19 protein-coding genes are annotated in these 18,574 nt (G+C 62.3%); 12 read left to right on the top strand and 7 right to left on the bottom strand.

Annotated features, from left to right (window positions below; translation table 11 throughout):
• Positions 1 to 113 precede the first annotated feature (113 nt).
• The 5 genes from lplT (at position 114) to JYJ39_RS06855 (ending at position 4,895) form a co-directional block, all read left to right on the top strand.
• A complete protein-coding gene (gene lplT / locus JYJ39_RS06835; protein WP_205203133.1) occupies positions 114 to 1,364 on the top strand; it encodes a lysophospholipid transporter LplT in 1,251 nt (416 codons plus the stop codon).
• Between the two features lie 26 nt (positions 1,365 to 1,390).
• Complete coding sequence (locus JYJ39_RS06840) at positions 1,391 to 1,693, top strand: monooxygenase (RefSeq protein WP_205203134.1); 303 nt, start codon at positions 1,391 to 1,393, stop codon at positions 1,691 to 1,693.
• A gap of 72 nt (positions 1,694 to 1,765) precedes the next feature.
• On the top strand, positions 1,766 to 2,971 hold the full coding sequence (locus tag JYJ39_RS06845; RefSeq protein ID WP_240189575.1) for an efflux RND transporter periplasmic adaptor subunit: 1,206 nt from the start codon (positions 1,766 to 1,768) through the stop codon (positions 2,969 to 2,971).
• A gap of 9 nt (positions 2,972 to 2,980) precedes the next feature.
• On the top strand, positions 2,981 to 4,204 hold the full coding sequence (locus JYJ39_RS06850) for an ABC transporter permease (protein WP_240189576.1): 1,224 nt from the start codon (positions 2,981 to 2,983) through the stop codon (positions 4,202 to 4,204).
• The gene (locus JYJ39_RS06855; protein WP_205203135.1) at positions 4,197 to 4,895 is read left to right on the top strand and encodes an ABC transporter ATP-binding protein; all 699 of its coding nucleotides are present in this window, start codon (positions 4,197 to 4,199) and stop codon (positions 4,893 to 4,895) included. Before JYJ39_RS06850 ends, JYJ39_RS06855 begins: the two co-directional genes overlap by 8 nt.
• Here the strand turns inward: JYJ39_RS06855 and nagZ are convergent.
• The 5 genes from nagZ to ispD are packed head-to-tail and all read right to left on the bottom strand — an operon-like array spanning position 4,864 to position 8,249.
• On the bottom strand, positions 4,864 to 5,904 hold the full coding sequence (nagZ, locus tag JYJ39_RS06860) for a beta-N-acetylhexosaminidase (protein ID WP_205203136.1): 1,041 nt from the start codon (positions 5,902 to 5,904) through the stop codon (positions 4,864 to 4,866). The genes JYJ39_RS06855 and nagZ overlap by 32 nt on opposite strands.
• Positions 5,901 to 6,278, bottom strand: a complete 378-nt coding sequence (gene acpS / locus JYJ39_RS06865) for a holo-ACP synthase (RefSeq protein WP_205203137.1) — start codon at positions 6,276 to 6,278, stop codon at positions 5,901 to 5,903. Before acpS ends, nagZ begins: the two co-directional genes overlap by 4 nt.
• Positions 6,275 to 7,048, bottom strand: coding sequence for a pyridoxine 5'-phosphate synthase (locus JYJ39_RS06870; protein WP_205203138.1), 774 nt, complete (start codon positions 7,046 to 7,048; stop codon positions 6,275 to 6,277). Before JYJ39_RS06870 ends, acpS begins: the two co-directional genes overlap by 4 nt.
• Positions 7,049 to 7,068: 20 nt before the next feature.
• Positions 7,069 to 7,560, bottom strand: a complete 492-nt coding sequence (gene ispF / locus JYJ39_RS06875) for a 2-C-methyl-D-erythritol 2,4-cyclodiphosphate synthase (RefSeq protein ID WP_205203139.1) — start codon at positions 7,558 to 7,560, stop codon at positions 7,069 to 7,071.
• Positions 7,557 to 8,249 (bottom strand): 2-C-methyl-D-erythritol 4-phosphate cytidylyltransferase, encoded by a 693-nt coding sequence (ispD, locus tag JYJ39_RS06880; protein ID WP_205203141.1) that lies wholly within the window; start codon positions 8,247 to 8,249, stop codon positions 7,557 to 7,559. Before ispD ends, ispF begins: the two co-directional genes overlap by 4 nt.
• A 72-nt stretch (positions 8,250 to 8,321) precedes the next feature.
• On the opposite strand from ispD, the gene JYJ39_RS06885 reads away from it, so the two are divergent.
• Both JYJ39_RS06885 and JYJ39_RS06890 read left to right on the top strand, forming a co-directional pair.
• Positions 8,322 to 9,578 carry an MgtC/SapB family protein gene (locus tag JYJ39_RS06885; RefSeq protein ID WP_205203143.1) on the top strand — a complete coding sequence of 419 codons (1,257 nt, stop codon included), beginning with the start codon at positions 8,322 to 8,324 and terminating at the stop codon, positions 9,576 to 9,578.
• Between the two features lie 16 nt (positions 9,579 to 9,594).
• The gene (locus tag JYJ39_RS06890) at positions 9,595 to 10,227 is read left to right on the top strand and encodes a hypothetical protein (protein ID WP_205203145.1); all 633 of its coding nucleotides are present in this window, start codon (positions 9,595 to 9,597) and stop codon (positions 10,225 to 10,227) included.
• Here JYJ39_RS06890 and JYJ39_RS06895 read toward each other — a convergent pair.
• Positions 10,181 to 10,495 (bottom strand): hypothetical protein, encoded by a 315-nt coding sequence (locus JYJ39_RS06895; RefSeq protein WP_205203147.1) that lies wholly within the window; start codon positions 10,493 to 10,495, stop codon positions 10,181 to 10,183. The two genes, JYJ39_RS06890 and JYJ39_RS06895, sit on opposite strands and share 47 nt — an antisense overlap.
• Positions 10,496 to 10,543: 48 nt before the next feature.
• On the opposite strand from JYJ39_RS06895, the gene JYJ39_RS06900 reads away from it, so the two are divergent.
• The 5 genes from JYJ39_RS06900 (at position 10,544) to JYJ39_RS06920 (ending at position 16,850) form a co-directional block, all read left to right on the top strand.
• Complete coding sequence (locus JYJ39_RS06900; RefSeq protein ID WP_205203149.1) at positions 10,544 to 11,059, top strand: phasin family protein; 516 nt, start codon at positions 10,544 to 10,546, stop codon at positions 11,057 to 11,059.
• Positions 11,060 to 11,192: 133 nt separating this feature from the next.
• Positions 11,193 to 12,506 carry a guanine deaminase gene (gene guaD, locus JYJ39_RS06905; protein WP_205203151.1) on the top strand — a complete coding sequence of 438 codons (1,314 nt, stop codon included), beginning with the start codon at positions 11,193 to 11,195 and terminating at the stop codon, positions 12,504 to 12,506.
• Between the two features lie 9 nt (positions 12,507 to 12,515).
• A complete protein-coding gene (queF, locus tag JYJ39_RS06910; RefSeq protein ID WP_205203152.1) occupies positions 12,516 to 13,358 on the top strand; it encodes an NADPH-dependent 7-cyano-7-deazaguanine reductase QueF in 843 nt (280 codons plus the stop codon).
• 98 nt (positions 13,359 to 13,456) lie between these two features.
• Positions 13,457 to 14,569, top strand: a complete 1,113-nt coding sequence (locus tag JYJ39_RS06915) for an ABC transporter substrate-binding protein (protein ID WP_205203153.1) — start codon at positions 13,457 to 13,459, stop codon at positions 14,567 to 14,569.
• Positions 14,570 to 14,579: 10 nt separating this feature from the next.
• Positions 14,580 to 16,850 carry a hybrid sensor histidine kinase/response regulator gene (locus JYJ39_RS06920; protein WP_205203154.1) on the top strand — a complete coding sequence of 757 codons (2,271 nt, stop codon included), beginning with the start codon at positions 14,580 to 14,582 and terminating at the stop codon, positions 16,848 to 16,850.
• A gap of 43 nt (positions 16,851 to 16,893) precedes the next feature.
• Here the strand turns inward: JYJ39_RS06920 and rmuC are convergent, their stop codons facing one another.
• Positions 16,894 to 18,534 (bottom strand): DNA recombination protein RmuC, encoded by a 1,641-nt coding sequence (gene rmuC, locus JYJ39_RS06925; RefSeq protein WP_240189577.1) that lies wholly within the window; start codon positions 18,532 to 18,534, stop codon positions 16,894 to 16,896.
• Positions 18,535 to 18,574: the final 40 nt, after the last annotated feature.

The raw sequence follows: 18,574 nt of genomic DNA on the forward strand, positions 1-18,574 counted from the left end.
CGGCAACCCCCTGTTTTTTATTCGCTTTCAAAACTGCAGAAGACGGCATTTCCTGTGCCGTGCTGCAGTCGTGGTATAAACCACGCCGCAAGCAACAAACCGGGGTCTGATCCGTGCCGTTCGGCTTTTACATCATCATGGCCGCGCAGTTTTTTTCCGCGCTGGCTGACAACGCATTGCTCATCGTCGCCATTGCCGCCCTGCGTGACATGCAGGCGCCAACCGAGTACGAGCCGCTGCTGAAAACTTTCTTCACCGTCTCCTACGTGGCCCTGGCGGCGTTCGTCGGCCCCTTCGCCGACTCCATGCCGAAGGGACGGGTGATGCTGATCAGCAACACGATCAAGATTTTCGGCTGTGCCCTGATGTTTTTCCACGTCCATCCCCTGCTCGCCTATGCCGTCGTCGGGCTGGGCGCAGCGGCCTACTCGCCGGCCAAATACGGCATCCTGACCGAATACCTGCCGCACCGCCTGCTGGTGGTCGCCAATGGCTGGATCGAAGGCTTGACGGTTGGCGCCATCATCCTCGGCGTGGTGATCGGCGGTACCCTCATTCGCCCTGGCGTGACGGATCAGTTGCTGGCGCTTGAAATACCATTTGTCGACTCGCCGGCGGAAGTCGCCATCGTCGTCATTGCCCTGCTCTACCTGATCGCCGCCGCATTCAATCTCTACGTACCGCACACCGGCGTGCCGGACAAGCCGCTGCGGAAAAACCCCTTCTTCCTCATTCACGAATTCAAGTATTGCCTGGCCTTGCTCTGGCGTGACCCACTCGGCCAGATTTCCCTCGCCGTCACCACCCTGTTCTGGGGCGCGGGCGCCACCTTGCAGTTCATCGTCATCAAATGGGCCGATACCGCGCTGGGCATGGGGCTCACTCAGTCGTCCATGCTGCAGGGGGCAGTCGCCATCGGTGTCGCCGCCGGGGCCATCCTCGCTGCCCGAATGATCACTTTGCGCACCTCGGTCAAGGTGATTCCGCTGGGCATTGCCATGGGCCTCATCGTGCTGGCGATGAATTTCGTGCACAACACCTATCTGGCCGTGGCGCTGCTGATCCTGATCGGCGCGCTGTCCGGTTTTTTTGTGGTGCCGATGAATGCGCTACTGCAGCACCGTGGTCATATCCTGATGGGCGCCGGACACTCGATTGCCGTGCAGAACTTCAACGAGAACCTCTCCATCCTGGTCATGACCGGCCTGTATTTCCTGATGGTACGTGCCGATCTGTCGATCTACTGGGTGGTCAGTCTGTTCGGTCTGTTCGTCAGCGGCCTGATGATCCTCATTCGCCGCCGTCATTTCGCCAATCAGCGTCGGCATGACGACGTGCAGTACCTGGATGACAGCGGCCACTGATTTCAGCCCCTACGGAAAGAATCTGCATGCCTTACCTGCTTCAAGTCGACTTCCCCTACTCGGGCCCCTGGGGCGATGAAATGAGCGCCGCCATGCGCGATCTGGCACAGTCGATTGCTCAGGAACCTGGCTTGCTGTGGAAAATCTGGACAGAAAGTCAGGCTACGGGTGAAGCCGGTGGTGTGTACCTGTTCGCGGACCGCGCCAGTGCTGAAAATTACCTCGCCATGCACAGTGCGCGCCTGGCTGGATTTGGCATAGCCCCCGTACGTGCCCGGATTTTCTCGATCAATAGCGAACTTTCTGCACGCAACCGGGCTCCGCTCTGACCTGTTGCCGCCCGCGCAAAAACCTGCGCGAGCGGGTAACATGGCGCACCTGCATATAAGTACACTCTGATCATGCCGCTCCGCCGTCCCCATCGCCTTCTGCTGATCACTCTGCTGCTCGTGCTGTTGGCGCTGCTGGCGTTCGGCATGACGCGCCTGTTCGGACCCCAGGTGCGTACGCTGACCGTTGTTGAAGGGGCGATTCGTCAGGCGGTGGTCGCCAGTGGCAAGGTCCGTTCGCCGCAACGCAGCGAACTGGCGGCACAGATCAGTGGCCAGGTCCGGACGGTGAATGTCGTGGAAGGTCAGGCGATCACCCCCGGCGAACTTCTGCTCACTCTGGACGACCGCGAACTGCAGGCAGCGCAAGCCCAGGCTGCGGCCCAGCTAGCGCAGGCTGAATTGCGTCTGCAGCAGCTGCAGCAGCTGGTGGAGCCGCTCAATCAGGAAAGCCGGCGCCAGGCTGAAGCCACCCTGACCCAGGCGAAACTGCAGTACCAGCGGGTCGAGGCGCTGGTGGCGCGCGGTTTCTACAGCCCGAATCAGCTCGACGATGCGCGTCGAGCGCTGACGGTGGCGGAAAGCCAGTTTGCCGCTTCGCGCCTGCAAGCGGGCAGCAATGCCCGCGGTGGCAGCGATTATCGTCTGGCGCAGAATGCGGTGACGCAAGCGCGAGCCAATCTTGCCCTGGCCGAAGCCCGGCTGGCCTACGCCACCCTGGTCGCACTACGTGCCGGCACGATCCTGAACCGGCTGGTGGAACCCGGCGACAGCGTGCAACCCGGCAAGGTACTGCTCACCCTGTCGCCTGCCGGCAACACCGAACTGGTGGTGCAGATCGACGAAAAAAACCTGCGCTGGCTGGCGCTTGGGCAGTCGGCGCAGGTTTCTGCCGACGCCTGGCCGGACCGGAATTTTCCGGCGCAGATCAACTACATCGGGCCAGCGGTTGACCCACTACGTGGCTCGGTCGAAGTCCGTCTTCTCGTGCCGCAACCTCCTGCCTACCTGAAGGAGGACATGACGGTTTCCATTGACATCACCACCGGCACCAACGACAAGGCGCTCCTGCTGCCGCTGGAAGGCGTGCGCGGCACACCGGGCGATTATTGGGTGTTGGTGATCCGCGATGGCGTCGCCATGCGCCAGTCCGTGCAACTGGGGCTGCGTAATGCGGCGCAACAGGAAATCCTGGACGGCCTTGCCACAGGTGAATTGGTCGTTGCCAGCAGTGAAACCAGCGTTGCGGCGGGTGATCGCGTCCGTGCCCGCCACTGAGCCTGCGCCATGCCTGCCCTGTCCTCCTGGCTGCCTTTTGAATGGATTGCTGCCACCCGTTTTTTGCGCGAAGGGCGGGCGCAAACGCTGCTGATCATTGTTGCGGTAGGTGTCGGGGTGGCGGTGATCGTTTTCATGTCGGCGCTGCTGTCGGGGCTGCAGGGCAATCTCGTCAAACGTACCTTGAGTTCGCAGGCGCATGTGGTGCTGCTGCCCACGGAGGAAATCGCCCGTCCGCAGCAAGACGATGCGGGCGCTGTGATCCAGCGGCAAGCGCAGCGCCTGCGTTCCATTGACCAATGGCAGGCCTTGCGCGCCCGCCTGGAATCCTTGCCGGAAATCAGCGCGGTCTCCCCCGTCGCCTCCGGCCCTGCCTTCGCAGTGCGCAATGAAGCGAACAAGGCCATCAGCCTGTATGGCATCGTGCCGGAGCACTACATCCAGGTCATCGATCTGCACGAAAAAATCGTCGCCGGTGAGTTGCGCGTCAACGCCGGGGAAGCGGTGATCGGTATCGAACTGGCGCGCGAGCTGGGCGCTGGTCTGGGCGACAAGCTGCGCGTCAATGCCAGCAACGGTGCCACCGACACCCTGACCATCGTCGGCCTGTTCGATCTGGGCAACAAGATCGCCAATGGTCGCAACGTCTATGTCGGGCTGCGCAGTGCGCAGAACCTGCTCGACCTGATCGGCGGGGTATCGAACATCGATCTTGCCCTGCGCGACATGTATGCGGCAGAAACCCTCGCCCAGCGTCTGGCCGGTGAAACCGGTCTGGTTGCCGACAGCTGGATCAAGACCAACAGCCAGTTTTTCACGGCGCTGAACTCGCAGCGCATGTCGAGCAACCTGATCCGCTTTTTCATCGCCCTGTCGGTGGCCTTCGGCATTGCCAGCGTGCTGGTGGTGTCGGTTGTCCAGCGGGCCAAGGAAATCGGCATTCTGCGCGCCATGGGGACCCGTCAGGGACAGATCCTGCGTATTTTCCTGCTGCAAGGGGGCATTGTCGGCCTGCTCGGCTCTCTGCTCGGCTCAGCGCTGGCGCTGCTCTGCCTGACGTTGTGGCGCCTGCTGGCCACCAATCCGGATGGGACACCGCTGTTCCCGATCGAATTGCCGCCGGCTCTGGTCCTGATCACTGCCGCCGGCGCCAGTCTGGTGGGTGTGATCGCTGCCCTTCTGCCGGCCCGCCGTGCAGCACGTCTCGATCCCGTGGTGGCGATCCGTGGCTGAAGTCCTGCGCCTGTCCCAGCTGCGTAAAAGTTACCTCAGCGGCGAAGAGGAAACGGAAATCCTGCACGGCATCGATCTCAGCCTGCAGTCCGGCGAATTTGCCGCGCTGATCGGCCCTTCCGGCTCCGGTAAAAGTACCCTGCTCAACCTGATTGGCCTGCTCGACCGCCCCAGCAGCGGCGAACTGCAGATCAGCGGCAGCGCCACCAGTCATCTGCCCGAGGCCGCCATCACCCGCCTGCGCGGGCAGCACATTGGCTTCGTGTTTCAGCAGCACCTGCTCATCCCGGCATTTACCGCGCTGGAAAACGTCATGATGCCGCTCCTGGTCGAACGGGGCCGCCCCGACCCGCAGATGCGCCAGCGTGCGGCCGAACTGCTGGCCGCCGTCGGTCTGAGTGATCGCGCCGATTATCTGGCGGGCAAGCTTTCGGGGGGCCAGCAACAACGGGTAGCCATTGCTCGCGCACTGGCCATGCGACCGGCGCTGGTGCTGGCCGACGAACCGACCGGCAACCTCGACACGCAGACAGCGGACAGCATTTTTTCACTCCTGCGCCGGATCAATCAGGAAGATGGCACGACCTTCCTGATCGTCACCCATGATCCGCGTCTGGCCGCGCGCTGCGACCGCATCATCGAACTGGTCGACGGACGGATTACGGCTGACCGGGAGAACCACCCAGCGTAGCCAGCACGTTCAAGGCTTCGCGGTAGGCGTGCGGATTAGGATAGCAGCAGGGTTGTTCCGGCACCAGACGCGCCACCCGCTGTGCCCGCGCTGCATCCAGCTGCGGTTGCCAGTGTGCCAGCACCTCGCCCACGGCCTCCGGCGCATTGCACAGTAGCAGCATGTCGCATCCCGCCGTCCAGGCCGCCTCGACCCGTGCCAGCATGTCGCCGACGACACCGGCGCCGGCCATCGACAAATCGTCGGTAAAAATGACACCGTCGAAGCCCAGGTCCTGGCGCAGGAAATCCAGCCAGCGGCGGGAGAACACTGCCGTGTGGCAATCAACGCAGGAATAGATGACATGCGCCGCCATCACTGCATCCAGCGGCAGTTCGCGGTAGGGGCGCAAATCTTCCGCCATGGCGGCAAGGCTGCGATCGTCCACCGGCAATTCGACGTGTGAGTCCGGAATCACATAGCCATGACCGGGGAAATGCTTGCCGCAGCTGCCCATACCCGCAGCGTGCAGGCCTTCGCCCAGTGCCGCAGCCAGCGCGATCACCACGGCAGGATCGCGATGCAGCGCACGATCACCGATGACCCGCGACGGTCCGTAATCGAGATCAAGTACCGGAGTGAAGGAAAAATCGACGCCGCAGGCGCGCAATTCGGCGGCCAGCACGAAGCCGGCAGCGCGCGCCGCCGCCAGCCCGGCGGTGGGCTCCTGATCGTAGCGCTCACCGAGGCGGCGCATGGCAGGCAGATGGGTAAATCCGGCACGGAAACGTTGCACCCGCCCGCCCTCATGGTCCACCGCGATGAGCAGACGGGGACTCCGCAAGGCGTGGATTTCCGCACACAACGCGGTGAGCTGCGCGCGGTCACGATAGTTGCGGGAGAACAGGATGATGCCCCCCACCAGCGGATGGCACAGACGTTGCCGGTCGAGCGCCGTCAGTTCATGGCCGGCGATGTCGATCATCAGGGGGCCGTAAGGGATCGACGCCAGGTTCGAAAAATCGTTCATCGCTGTTCCAGTATCACGTAAGCCACGGCGTAGTCCGCTTCGTCGCTGATGGAAAGGTGCGCGGTCAGGCCACGCTCGCTCAGTAGTTGCGCCAGGGCGCCATGAAAAACGAAGTACGGTTTGCCCAGGTCGTCGTGGCTGACCGCCAGCGCCGGCAGCAGTACCGGCGCGCGTACCCCGCTGCCATACGCTTTGGCGAACGCTTCCTTGGCGGCAAAGCGCTTGGCCAGGAAACGGCCCTTGTCGGCCGCCGCAGCGAAGTCGCTGTACTCATCCGCAGCCAGCAGCCGCGCCAGGGCGTGCTCGCCGTGCCGCTGCCACATGTCACGCAGACGGCTCACTGCCACGATGTCGGTACCGATGCCAAAAATCATGCGCGGGTCGCTACCTGTTCCGGCATGCTCGCTGCTGCCCGCATCAACGCCTTCATTTCGCGCACGGCTTCGCGCAAACCGACAAATACAGCCCGGCTGACGATGGCGTGGCCGATATGCAATTCACGGATGCCCGGCAAGCGGGCCACGGGTTGCACGTTGTAGTAATTGAGCGCGTGGCCGGCGTTGAAACGCATGCCAAGCTGGCGGATCGCCTCGCCCGCAGCGCGGATTTTCTGCAGTTCCACCTGCACGGCCGGCGCTTCGATATCCCGCCCCTGAGCGTAGAAAGCATGCGCATAGGGGCCGGTGTGGATTTCGCATACTCGTGCGCCGATTCGCGCCGCAGCTTCGATCTGTTCGATTTCGGCATCGATGAACACGCTGGTCATGATGCCGGCGTCGCGCAGGCGGGAGATGATCTCGCGCAGTCGCGGCTCCTGACCGAGCACGTCGAGTCCCCCTTCGGTGGTGATCTCGTGCCGTCCTTCCGGTACCAGCATGGCCATCTCCGGCCGCAAGGCGCAGGCGATACCGACCATTTCCTCGGTGGCGGCCATCTCCAGATTGAGCTTGATCTGGGTCGATTCGCGCAGCCGCTGCACATCGGCATCCTGAATGTGGCGCCGATCTTCGCGCAGGTGCACGGTGATGCCGTCGGCGCCGCCCAGATGCGCTTCGACTGCCGCCCATGCCGGGTCTGGCTCATAGGTGCGGCGCGCCTGGCGCAGCGTGGCGACGTGGTCAATATTGACGCCGAGTTCGATCATCTTGTCATCCTTCGCAAAATTCAGGCGGGCGCCCGGGTAAGCAGAACCACCGCCTGTGCTTCAATCGCCTCGGCCCGGCCGAGGTACCCCAGTTTTTCGTTGGTCTTGCCCTTGACGTTGACACACGCTGCGGCAACACCCAGATCGGCGGCGATATTGGCCACCATGGCCGGAGCATGCGGCGCCAGCTTGGGCTGCTGAGCAATCAGGGTGGCATCGACATTCACCACCTGCCAGCCTGCGCTGGCTACGAGGGAGACAGCGGCGCGCAGCAGCACACGGCTGTCGGCCCCCTGGTAGCGCGGGTCAGTATCGGGAAAATGCCGCCCGATATCGCCCAGGCCCGCCGCACCGAGCAAGGCATCGGTGATGGCATGCAGCAAGGCGTCGGCATCGGAGTGGCCGAGCAGGCCCAACGGGTGATCAATCTCCACCCCGCCCAGGATCAGTTTGCGCCCGGCCACCAGACGGTGGACGTCATAGCCTTGCCCGACCCGGAAATCGATGCTCATGAGTTTGCCTGCTCCCGCAAAATGAGTGCTGCCAACGCAAGGTCGGCAGGATAGGTAACCTTCAGGTTGCTGGTCGAACTGGCCACCAGCTTGGGTTGCAGACCCGCGGCCTCGATGGCGCCCGCTTCGTCGGTCACGTCCCGCTGTGCCGCCAGGGCCCGGGTCAGCAGCCCGTGGCGGAACATCTGCGGCGTTTGCGCCTGCCACAAACTGGCACGCGGTTCAGTGGCGGCGACTCGTTGCTCGGCATTGGCGCGCTTCAGGGTATCCGCTACCGGCACGGCCAGCAGGCCACCCACCGGATCATCGGCCAGTTCCTGGCACAAGGTGGTCAGTAGCGCCGGTGTCAGGCAGGGCCGCGCCGCGTCGTGCACCAACACCCAGTCATCCTCGGCGGCCACCATGGCGGCGGCCTGCAGGCCGTTGAGCACACTTTCGGCGCGGGTGGCGCCGCCACAGCGAACGCTATCGACCTTGGGCCCCAGGCCGGACCAGTCATATTGCGCCCAACAGGGATCGTCCGGTGCCAGCACTACCCACACCCGCTCGATCAGCGGACAAGCAGCCAGTGCCGCCAGGGTGTGATAGATGAGAGGACGACCGTTGAGATCGAGATACTGCTTCGGCCGGCTGGCCCCGAAACGGGCGCCAGTGCCGGCGGCAGGAATGATTGCGAAATATCTGGGCATGGCTTAATTTTAGCGAAGAACGCTGTTTTCAGGTTCGTTGCCCGCTTTCCCACCTTTTGCAAAGGCCCTGCCATGAGCTTTCTTGCCCCCGAACTCGCTGCGCCGGTTGAAGCCTTTGCCACGGCCCTGGGTATTGGTCTGCTCATTGGCATGGAACGGGAACGGCGCAGCGATTCCGCCGCCGGACTGCGTACCTTTGCCCTGGTATCGATGCTCGGCTGCCTGTTCGCGCTCCTTGCCGAACACAGCGGCGGCCCGTGGCTGCTGGCGGTGGGTCTGATCGTGCTGGCACTGTCGATGATTGCCTCCAATTTCTCGGCGCAGCAGGAAGAGCAGTATCGCGGCTTCACTTCCGAAGCCGCGATCATCGTCACCTACGGCCTGGGTGCCGCCGTCTGGCTGGGCTATGCCCAGGTGGCGGTGATGCTGGCGCTGACCACCACCATGCTGCTTTATTTCAAGACCGAACTGAAAGCATTCAGCGAAAGCATGACTGCCAAGGACATCAACTCCATGCTGCAGTTCGGCGTGCTGGCCCTGGTGATCCTGCCCATCCTGCCCGACGGTAATCTGGGGCCCTATGGCGCCATCAATCCGCGTCAGGTCTGGTGGCTGGTGGTACTGATTTCCGGGCTGGCGCTGGCGGGTTATCTTGCCCTGCGCATCGTCGGCACCCAGCACGGCGCAGCCTTGCTGGGCATTTTTGGCGGACTCGCCTCGTCTACCGCCACCACCATGATGTTCTCCCGCCATGCCAATGAACACCCGCACCTGGTGCGCATGTCGGCCCTGGTCATCCTGATCGCCAACGTGATGGTGATGCTGCGTCTGGCCGTCATAGCCGGCCTGCTGGCCCCGGCCTTGCTGCCATCGATCGCCACCGTCTTCATCTGCGGCATTGCCCCGGGCATTCTGATGGCTGCTCATGGCTGGAAAATCCTGCAGACAGCGGGCGAACTGCCGGTGCCGGAGGTCAAGAATCCGACCGAGCTGAAAACCGCCCTCACCTTCGGCGCCCTCTATGCGCTCATCCTGCTCGCTGCTGCCTGGCTGCAGGATATTGCCGGCAGTAGCGGGCTCTATATCGTGGCGCTGGCTTCCGGCCTGACCGATGCTGACGCCAGCGTGCTGTCCACGCTGCGCATGTTCAATCTGGAACGCATTGGCGGCCAGGATGCCGTGATCGCCGCGACGCTGGCTCTGCTCGCCAATCTGGTCTTCAAGATCGGTCTGCTGATCAGCATCGGTGGTAAACCGCTGGCGCGTTACGCCCTCCCCGGCCTGCTATCCATAGGCTGCGGCATGGTCGGCGGGCTTTTCCTTGTCTGAACCACGGGATTCCTCGATGCTACCCCGCCTGTTCTCTCTACCGCTCGCGCATGCCAGCCTGCACGGCCAGCTGCTGCGGCCAGCGGCGGCCTGCAACCTGCTCGTCATTGCCAAGCCACACCGTATCGCCATCAACGATCCGCTGGCCCACTATTTTGTGCAGGCCGGCTATGCCGTTCTGGCCACCGAGTTGCTGACCGAACGTGAAGCCGCCTATGCTGAAGCAGCGCAGGATACGGCCCGCCTCACCTCGCGCTTGCTGCAACTTCTGGCTTTGATTCAGGAAGATGCCGACACCCGCGACCTCAACCTGATCCTGCTGGCCAGTGACGACGTCAGTCCCGCCGCGCTGCGTGCGGCAGCCCGGCGCGACACGCAGGTGGCTGCTGTGGTGGCCTGTGGCGGCCTGATCGACCGCGCGGGCCTGGAAGCCTTGAATCTCCTGCGCGCCCCGCTCCTGTTCCTGTACTCCGGCGAGAACGTCTATGCTGACAAGGCCTGGCAGCGGGCGCAGCGACATCTGTCATGTCCGCACGACAGCCAGGGCTTGCCAGCGGGTGCGGATGCCGCGCCACTGATTGTCGGCTGGCTGGAAGAACGGCTTACTTGCGCCGTTTGTACATCGCGAAATAACGCGCCCATTCTGTGAATGAAATTTCCCGCATGACCATCTGCCGCCGGCGCCGGCGACGGCGCTCAACAACTTCTCCTGCATCGCGCGTGTCTTCACTCGCGGTGCGGCGATCATGGCCAATACGTTTCTCATCGAACATGGCGTGCCATCCAGCGGAAGAAAGTTCGGCATCATAAATTGCCGCTATCGATTTATCCAGCCTGATCCAAAACCGCCCGCCGAAAATTTCAGAATCATCAATGTTGCGGCGCACAAATAATGCAATAATCGTGATACGATTCAAGACACAATTTTCCACGACCCGAACCACCCCCTATTTGAGGAGTTTTCCATGAGCATCAACGTCGAACAATTCGCCGCCGCCAACAAGGCCACCGTCGATTCCCTGCTGGCGGTTGCCAACACCGCCCTGGCTTCGGCTGAACGCGTTGCCGCCCTCAACCTGAGCACTGCCCGCAGCGCTCTGGAAGATGTCGCCAGCAATACCCGTCACGTGATGGAAGCCAAGACCCCGCAAGCCGCTCTGGAAGCCCAGAAAGCCATGGCCCAGCCGGTGATGGAAAAGGCTGCCGCCTACTCCCGTTCGATCTACGAAATCTCCACCCAGACCCAGCAGGAACTGGCCAAGATGGCGGAGACCCAGTTCAGCGAATTCCAGAAATCGGTCGCCAACATGGTCGAACTGGCTGCGAAGTCTGCTCCGGCCGGCTCCGAAGGCGCTGTTGCTGCTGTGCAGAGCGCCATTGCCGCTGCCAATTCGGCTTTCGGCAACATGAACAGCATCGCCAAGCAATTTGCCGATGCCGCACAGAAGAATATGTCTGCCGCCTTCAAGCAAGGCAAGTAAGTCAGTTCGGGCGCCCATCGCGGCGCCGTGCATCAACCCTGCTCTGGCAGGGTTTTTTTACGCCTGCTGCCGGACCAAGGGAGGCAACATGGCGCAGTGGGCAGGTTCAGCGCAAATCGCCTAAACTTGTCGCATGACACGCTCTGTTCTGCTCTTCGGGCAACTTCTCGATTTCCTCTCCGACCCCGGGGTAGACGGTCCGGCTGCGGCCTGCCGGCATGTGTCGGACGGCGCCTTGTGGATCGTCGATGGTCATATCGTCGAGCATGGTCCACGGCAGGCGGTGCTTGACCGCATGCCGACCGCCCTGCTGGCCAATTCCACGCGCCACGATTACGGACAGCGCTTCATTCTGCCCGGCTTGGTCGACACCCACTGCCACTACCCGCAGGCCACCGCACTAGCCTCTCCGGGCAAAACATTGCTCGACTGGCTGGAGCATTCCATCTACCCCGCGGAAGCGGCTCTTGCCGATCCGGCCATCGCAGCGCAGCGCGCTGATTTTTTTCTCGACCGGCTGCTCGCCCACGGCACCACCACCGCCTCGGTCTTTGCCACGGTGCACGCACATTCCGTAGATGCCTTCATGAGCGCTGCCGCTGCCCGCAAGCTGCGCATGCTGTGCGGCAAGGTGATGATGGATCGCTGCGCCCATGCCGCACTGCGCGACGACATGCGCCATTGCGAGCGTGACTGCCTGAATCTGATCGAGCGCTGGCACGGTCGGGAGCGGCTGCGTTACAGCGTCACACCACGCTTCGCCCCCACATCGAGCCCACAGCAACTGGCGCTGGCAGCAGATTTGCTGCGCAGCCGGCCGGACCTGCATCTGCAATCGCATCTGGCAGAAAACCAGGATGAACTGGCTGCTGTCGCCCGTCTCTATCCCGGACACCACGATTATCTCGATGTGTATGCGCAGCACGGTCTGCTCGGCCCTCGCTGCATTTACGCTCATGGCATCCATCTGACGCAGCGTGAAGTGGATGAACTGGCACACACCGGCACAGCGCTTGCACACTGTCCGAGTTCCAACCTCTTCCTTGGCAGTGGCGCCTTTCCGCTACAGCAGCGCAGCAGCGCCGGCATCGCTATCGGGCTGGGCAGCGATGTTGGTGCCGGTACTTCATTCAGCATGTTGCGCACCCTGCATGCTGCCTACTTGGTCGGACAACTGCTGGCGGCACCACCATCCCCTCTGCAGGCCTGGTATCTCGCCACGCTGGGTGGCGCGCGGGCACTGGGACTGGAGGCATTCATCGGTAACTTCCTGCCGGGCAAGGAAGCCGACTGCGTCGTGCTTGATCCGTTCGCCCTGCCCGAGCTGGCCGCCCGCCTGGAACATGCGGAGGATCTGGCGGACACCTTGTTCGCGCTGATGCTGCTGGGGGACGAACGCTGTGTGCACGCCGTACATATTCTCGGCGAAGTGCAGCACCGGGCTTAAAATCGACCCATGCACACACATTCTTCCACCGCCCATGCTTCGCCACTGGGCAAGACCACGGCGTATTGCGCCAGCTACGCCCCCGACCTCCTTTTCCCCATTCCGCGTCAGGAAAAGCGCGTGGAACTGGCGATCCAGCCAACAGCCCTGCCCTTTGTCGGCGCAGACCTGTGGAATGCCTACGAAATTTCCTGGCTCAATCCCAAAGGCAAGCCAGTGGTGGCGATAGGGGAATTCCGCGTACCGGCTGACAGCCCCTGCCTGATCGAGTCAAAGTCCTTCAAGCTGTACCTGAACTCGTTCAACCAGAGCCAGTTTGCCGATCTGGTCAGTGTCGAACAGATTCTGACGCGCGACCTGTCGGCGGCCGCCCAGGCCACGGTGCAGGTCCGTCTGCAGGCGCTGACGCAGCAGCCACAGGCCCGCATTGCCTATCCTCCGGGTGAGTTGCTTGATGATCTCGACATCAGCTGCAACGTGTATGCGCCAGCACCGGAACTATTGGCCTGTACCGACGAAACGCCGCGCGAAGAATGCCTCTATTCACACCTGCTGAAATCGAACTGCCTGGTCACCGGGCAGCCGGACTGGGCGATGCTGGTCATCCGCTACCGTGGCCGGCCGATTGATCGGGCCGGACTGCTGCGCTACATCGTGTCGTTTCGCAACCACAACGAATTTCACGAACAATGCGTCGAGCGCATTTACTGCGACCTCATGCGTCGGTGCGCGCCGCAGGAGCTGCTTGTTTATGCGCGCTACACCCGGCGCGGCGGCCTCGACATCAACCCCTACCGCAGCAGTAGCGCCGCCTTTCTGTGCATCGGCAACGACCGGGAAATCCGTCAATAACGAATGCGTAAATCGGTTTCATAAAATACGCTCAGGCGACTCGCAACGCGCTAAACTGGCGCCAGACGTCGAAATACAAGGAAGCGCGAGGGGTTTCCATGCCTGTCACTGGTTCCGGGAAACTGATCCATACCCTGCTGATCTGCCTGTTTCTGGCCGCTTGCAGCGAGTCAGAGCCGGTCCGCATAGGTTTCATCGCTGATCTTTCCGACCCCGGCTCCGATTTTGGCCTGGGTGTGCGCAACAGCGTCATCCTCGCCATCGAACAACAAAATGCCGGTGGCGGCATTCGCGGCCGACCGATCGAACTCATCGTCCGTGACGATGGGCAAAACCCCGAACAGGCGCGCATCGCGGCGCAGGAGTTGATCGAACTGCGCCCGGAGGTGGTGATCGGTCCTGCCACCAGTGCCATGGCCCGGATCATTGTCCCCATGATGAATGCAGCCCGCCTGACCATGATCAGCCCGACAGTCGCCGCTAACGAGTTTCGTGGCCAGGATGATCACTTCCTACACGTCAGCCGTGCCAGCAGCGAGGCGGGAAAGGAACAGGCCGAGGTGCTTTACTCGCTTGGTGCGCGTCGCGTCGGACTGGCCTACGACACCTCCAACTTGGCCTACACGGAAGGCTGGTCCCACCATTTCATCAACCGCTTCACCTACCTGGGAGGTGAAATCACCGGCAAGGTTGCCTTTGCTTCGGCCGAACGACCGGCCTTTGCACCACTGATCACTACGCTGCGCGACGACACACCGGATACGTTGGTGTTTGTGGCCAATTCCATCGATACCGCCCGGCTGTGCCAGCAAGCCCGGCGCCTGGGACTGGATTTGCGCCTGAGCACGACGGAATGGGCTTCCTCCAGCGAGTCGATGGTGGAACTGGGGGGCAGCGCGGTGGACGGCCTGATTTTTGCGCACACCGATAACCGCAATGGCAGACAGCTGGTCTATCAAGCCTTCCTGGCGGCTTATGAGGCGCGCTTTCACGGTTTGAGCGGCTACTCGACCGTCGCCTACGATACCGCCAGGGCAGTGATCAGCGCGCTGGAAAGGCGCCGTCCCGGCGAAGACATGAAAACGGCGCTGCTCAGTTATGGCCCTTATCCTGGCCTACAGAACGAGGTGGCGTTCGACGAATTCGGCGACGCGTCGCAGATTGTCTATTTCAGCCAGATCCGCCACGGCGAAGCGCAGCAGCTGCCATGAGGTCGCCACCATGAAACTCCCCGGCACCTGGCCGCTGCGCCTTTATCTGATCATCCTGCTGTCCGCTGCGTGCAGCATCAGCATTGCCGTCGTTTCAGCCTTTTTTTTCTACGTCCGCATCCCGCAGCTAGCGGAAGAAATCCGCCAGCGCACCGAACATGAAGCCTTGTACCAGGCACAGACAGCGGAATTGCTGCTCGGCACCCTGCGCGATCAAATGACACAGCTGGCCGCTGCCATTGACCACGGCGCAGCGGCTGAGCCCATGCTGCGGCAGAGCCTGAGCGGAATCAGCAACGTTCATGCCCTCTACCTGATCTCGAGCGATGGACGTGTGCAGCAGGCGGAATTCACGCCTACCCTGCACCACCTGCAGGCAGAAAGCCTGGGCAGCGACCTCTCCGCAACGCCGCTGCTGCGCAAGATGCGGGAAAAAAATGTCGTCACTTGGAGCGACCGCTATCTTTCCCCCCTGACGGGCAAGCTGTCGGTCGGACTGGCGGTTCCCCTTGCCGACCGGCGTATCGTGCTCGCGGAATTACCGCTCTCCTACCTGCTCGACATCGGCAACAGGAACACGTCACATCATGTCGCCACGTGGATCATTGACCAGCGTGGCGAAATTCTCAGCGATTCCAGTCAGGATTCCCTGAATCACCTGCCCAATCTCTATACCTCGCCACTCTTCCAGGCGGTCACCTCCGGCCAGGAACTGGCGGAGCAGGTCGCCATCCAGGGCAGGAATTACTATGTCGGCGGCGCGTTTTCGCGGGCGCTGGGCTGGTCCTTCATCGCCCGCCAGCCGGCCGGCTTCGACAACCCTGAATTGCGCAGTTCTCTGACCATCGCTGGCGGCGGCTTTCTGGTTTCTGTGCTGCTGGCTTTCCTGCTCGCCTTCTACGGTGCCACCCGCCTGCTGGCAGCGGTCAAATCCCTGATGCAGCTAAGCGACAGCATCATGCGCTACCAGCTGCCCACCGTCTGGTTCAATAGTCACATCATCGAGCTCAATCAACTGGCGGCCCATATCCAGCACATGGCCGCCACCATCCTCGAGCGCGAACAGCTGCTGCGGGAAACGAACCGCAGTCTGGAACAGCGGGTATTGAAACGCACTGCCGAACTCTCGCTGGCGCGCGATGCGGCAGAAGCCGCCAACCGTGCCAAGAGCGCATTTCTCGCCAACATGAGTCATGAAATCCGCACGCCGTTGAACGCCATCAGCGGTATGGCGCACCTCATCCGACGTGCCGGCCTGCCACCGCAACAGGACGAACGCCTGGGCAAACTGGAAGTTGCCGCCCAGCATCTGCTCGAGATCATCAACATGGTGCTCGATCTGTCCAAGATCGAAGCTGGCAAGCTGGAACTGGAAAATACGGTTTTCTCCACGTACAGCCTGTTCACCAACGTCATGTCGATGATCCAGGCCAGGGCTGCCGCCAAAAACCTGCACCTATCGGTCGATACCGGTGATTTGCCCACAGAACTCAGCGGCGATCCGATTCGTTTGCAGCAGGCCTTTCTCAATTTCGCCAGCAACGCGGTGAAATTTACCGAACAGGGCCAGATCGAACTGCGTGGCTGTGTCGTTGAAGAAACCGACACGCAGGTTCTGATCCGTCTCAGCGTCAGGGATACCGGCATCGGCATCACGCCCGAGTCGCAACAAAGGCTATTCACTGCCTTTGAGCAGGCCGACAATTCGATCACTCGAAAATACGGCGGCACCGGTCTGGGCCTGGCCATCACCGCACATCTGGCGCATGCCATGGGTGGCGAAGTTGGCGTGGACAGCACCCCGGGGTGCGGCAGCACATTCTGGTTCACGGCCCGTCTGCACAAAACTACGGCGCCCGCACTACCCGGGACCCATGTGCTGGAAGAGGACGAAGCCCGCTTGTGCGCTGAACATGCCGGCCAGCGCGTTCTGCTGGTTGAAGACGAACCGATCAACCGGGAAATTGCCCACATGCTGCTCAGCGACCTGCAGCTCGATGTGCAGACAGCGGGCGACGGCAAGGAGGCGGTCGAACTCGCGACGCAAACAAACTTCGACCTGATCATCATGGATCTGCAGATGCCGGAAATGGACGGTCTGGAAGCCACCCGGCGCCTGCGCGATGCCGGCTGCCAGATCCCCATCATTGCCCTCACCGCCAATGCTTTTGCCGAAGACCGTCAGCGCTGCCTGGCGGCCGGCATGAACGACTTTCTCAGCAAGCCGCTCGACCCGCCCCACCTCTACGCCGTGCTGCGTCGGCATCTGCCGCGAAAATGAATCGGGCGCTATGGGGTTGTTACCAGAGTGACGCAGTCGCCGTTCAGGCCGGCGGTTCGGCCAGCACTTCGCTGTCAGGACCATCTGCCAGTAGCTGTTCTGCTTCCACTGCCGGCAGCGCCTCGACCTGACGCAACTGCCGCTGGATCGCCCGGGTGCGCACATCGACCTGATCGAACTGCTTGCTGGCAGCTTCCAGTTTCTTGCGGGTCGCATCGACGATGTCACCAAATTTGCCGAATTCGGTTTTGACCGCCCCCAGCACCTTCCAGACATCGGACGCCCGGCGGCTGATCGCCAGGGTACGAAAACCCATCTGCAAGCTGTTGAGAATGGCGGTCAGGGTCGTGGGGCCCGCGACATTCACCCGGTAGGTGCGCTGCAGGGAATCGACCAGCCCCGGACGGCGCAGGACTTCCGCGTACAAGCCCTCGATGGGCAGATAGAGCAGCGCGAAATCGGTCGTATGCGGCGGGTTGATGTACTTGCTGCATACCGTCCGCGCCTCAAGCCGGATGCGCGCTTCGATCGCCTTGGCAGCCTCTTCCACCGCAGCGCCATCCGCCCGCTCCTGGGCATCGAGCAGGCGCTGGTAATCCTCGATCGGAAATTTGGCGTCGATCGGCAGCAGCACGCATTCGCCCTCCTCCCTGCCCGGCAGACGTACGGCGAATTCGACATGATCGCTGCTACCAGGCCGGGTAGGTGTATTGGCGACGTACTGCTCGGCCGTCAGCATCTGTTCGAGCAGCTGGTGCAGCTGCATCTCGCCCCAGGTGCCGCGGGTCTTCACATTGCTCAACACGCGCTTCAGATCACCGACACCATGCGCCAGGCTCTGCATCTCGCCCAAGCCACGATGCACCTGCTCCAGACGGTCGCTGACCAGCTTGAACGATTCGCCCAAGCGTTGTTCAAGGCTGGCATGCAGTTTTTCATCGACCGTGCGCCGCATTTCCTCCAGCTTGGCGGCATTGTCTGTCTGCAGGCTCTGCAGCCGCTGCTCAACCAGCGCCCGCAGTTTCTCGCCGCTGCTGTTGTTGTCGGCGGTCAGCCGGGCCAGTTTGTCCTCCAGGGAAGCCAGCGCTGCCGTCGTCAGGGCATTGACCTCGTGACGATGCCGCAGCGACTCCTCACGTATTTCCGTAAATTGCCGGCCGATGCCTTGTTGCTGGCGGGTAGATTCCAGCGCGGTACGCTCGGCAAATTCACGCTGCGCTGCCAGCATGCCTTCTTTCAGATCGGCGAAGCGCTGCTCCAGGGCGACCCGTTCCTGCGCCATGGCCTGCTGTCCCGCTTCGAGCAATGGCAACACCTGCGTCCGGAGCAACTCCTGCAGCGCCGCCGAAGCCTGCTGCATTCCCTGCGCTACCTCACCCGGCAGTGCCGTTTTCAGGGCAGCCACAGCTTCCCCGGCCTGGCGCTGCTGGTGGGCGAAATCGGACAACTGCCCCTGCATGCCACTGAACCCGGCAAACAATTGCCGGATCACGGCACTCATTTCCGTGACTTGTACCGCGAGGCGAACTGCACCATCGCGCTCCGCCTCGCGCTGGCTTTCCAGCCGGGCAAGACGGTCGGCAAGCTCGCGGAAAAAGAACGCCTGTTGTTTCTGCCGGCTGACAAGCAGAATGCTGACGCCCAGGCTGCTGACAGCCAGTGCAATGATGATGATGAGTTCCATGCCACCTCGTGAGGAAATCTGCTGAACCGTCGAACGGCAT

It is taken from the genome of Azonexus hydrophilus, assembly GCF_905120355.1.
Classification (GTDB): Bacteria; Pseudomonadota; Gammaproteobacteria; order Burkholderiales; family Rhodocyclaceae; genus Azonexus.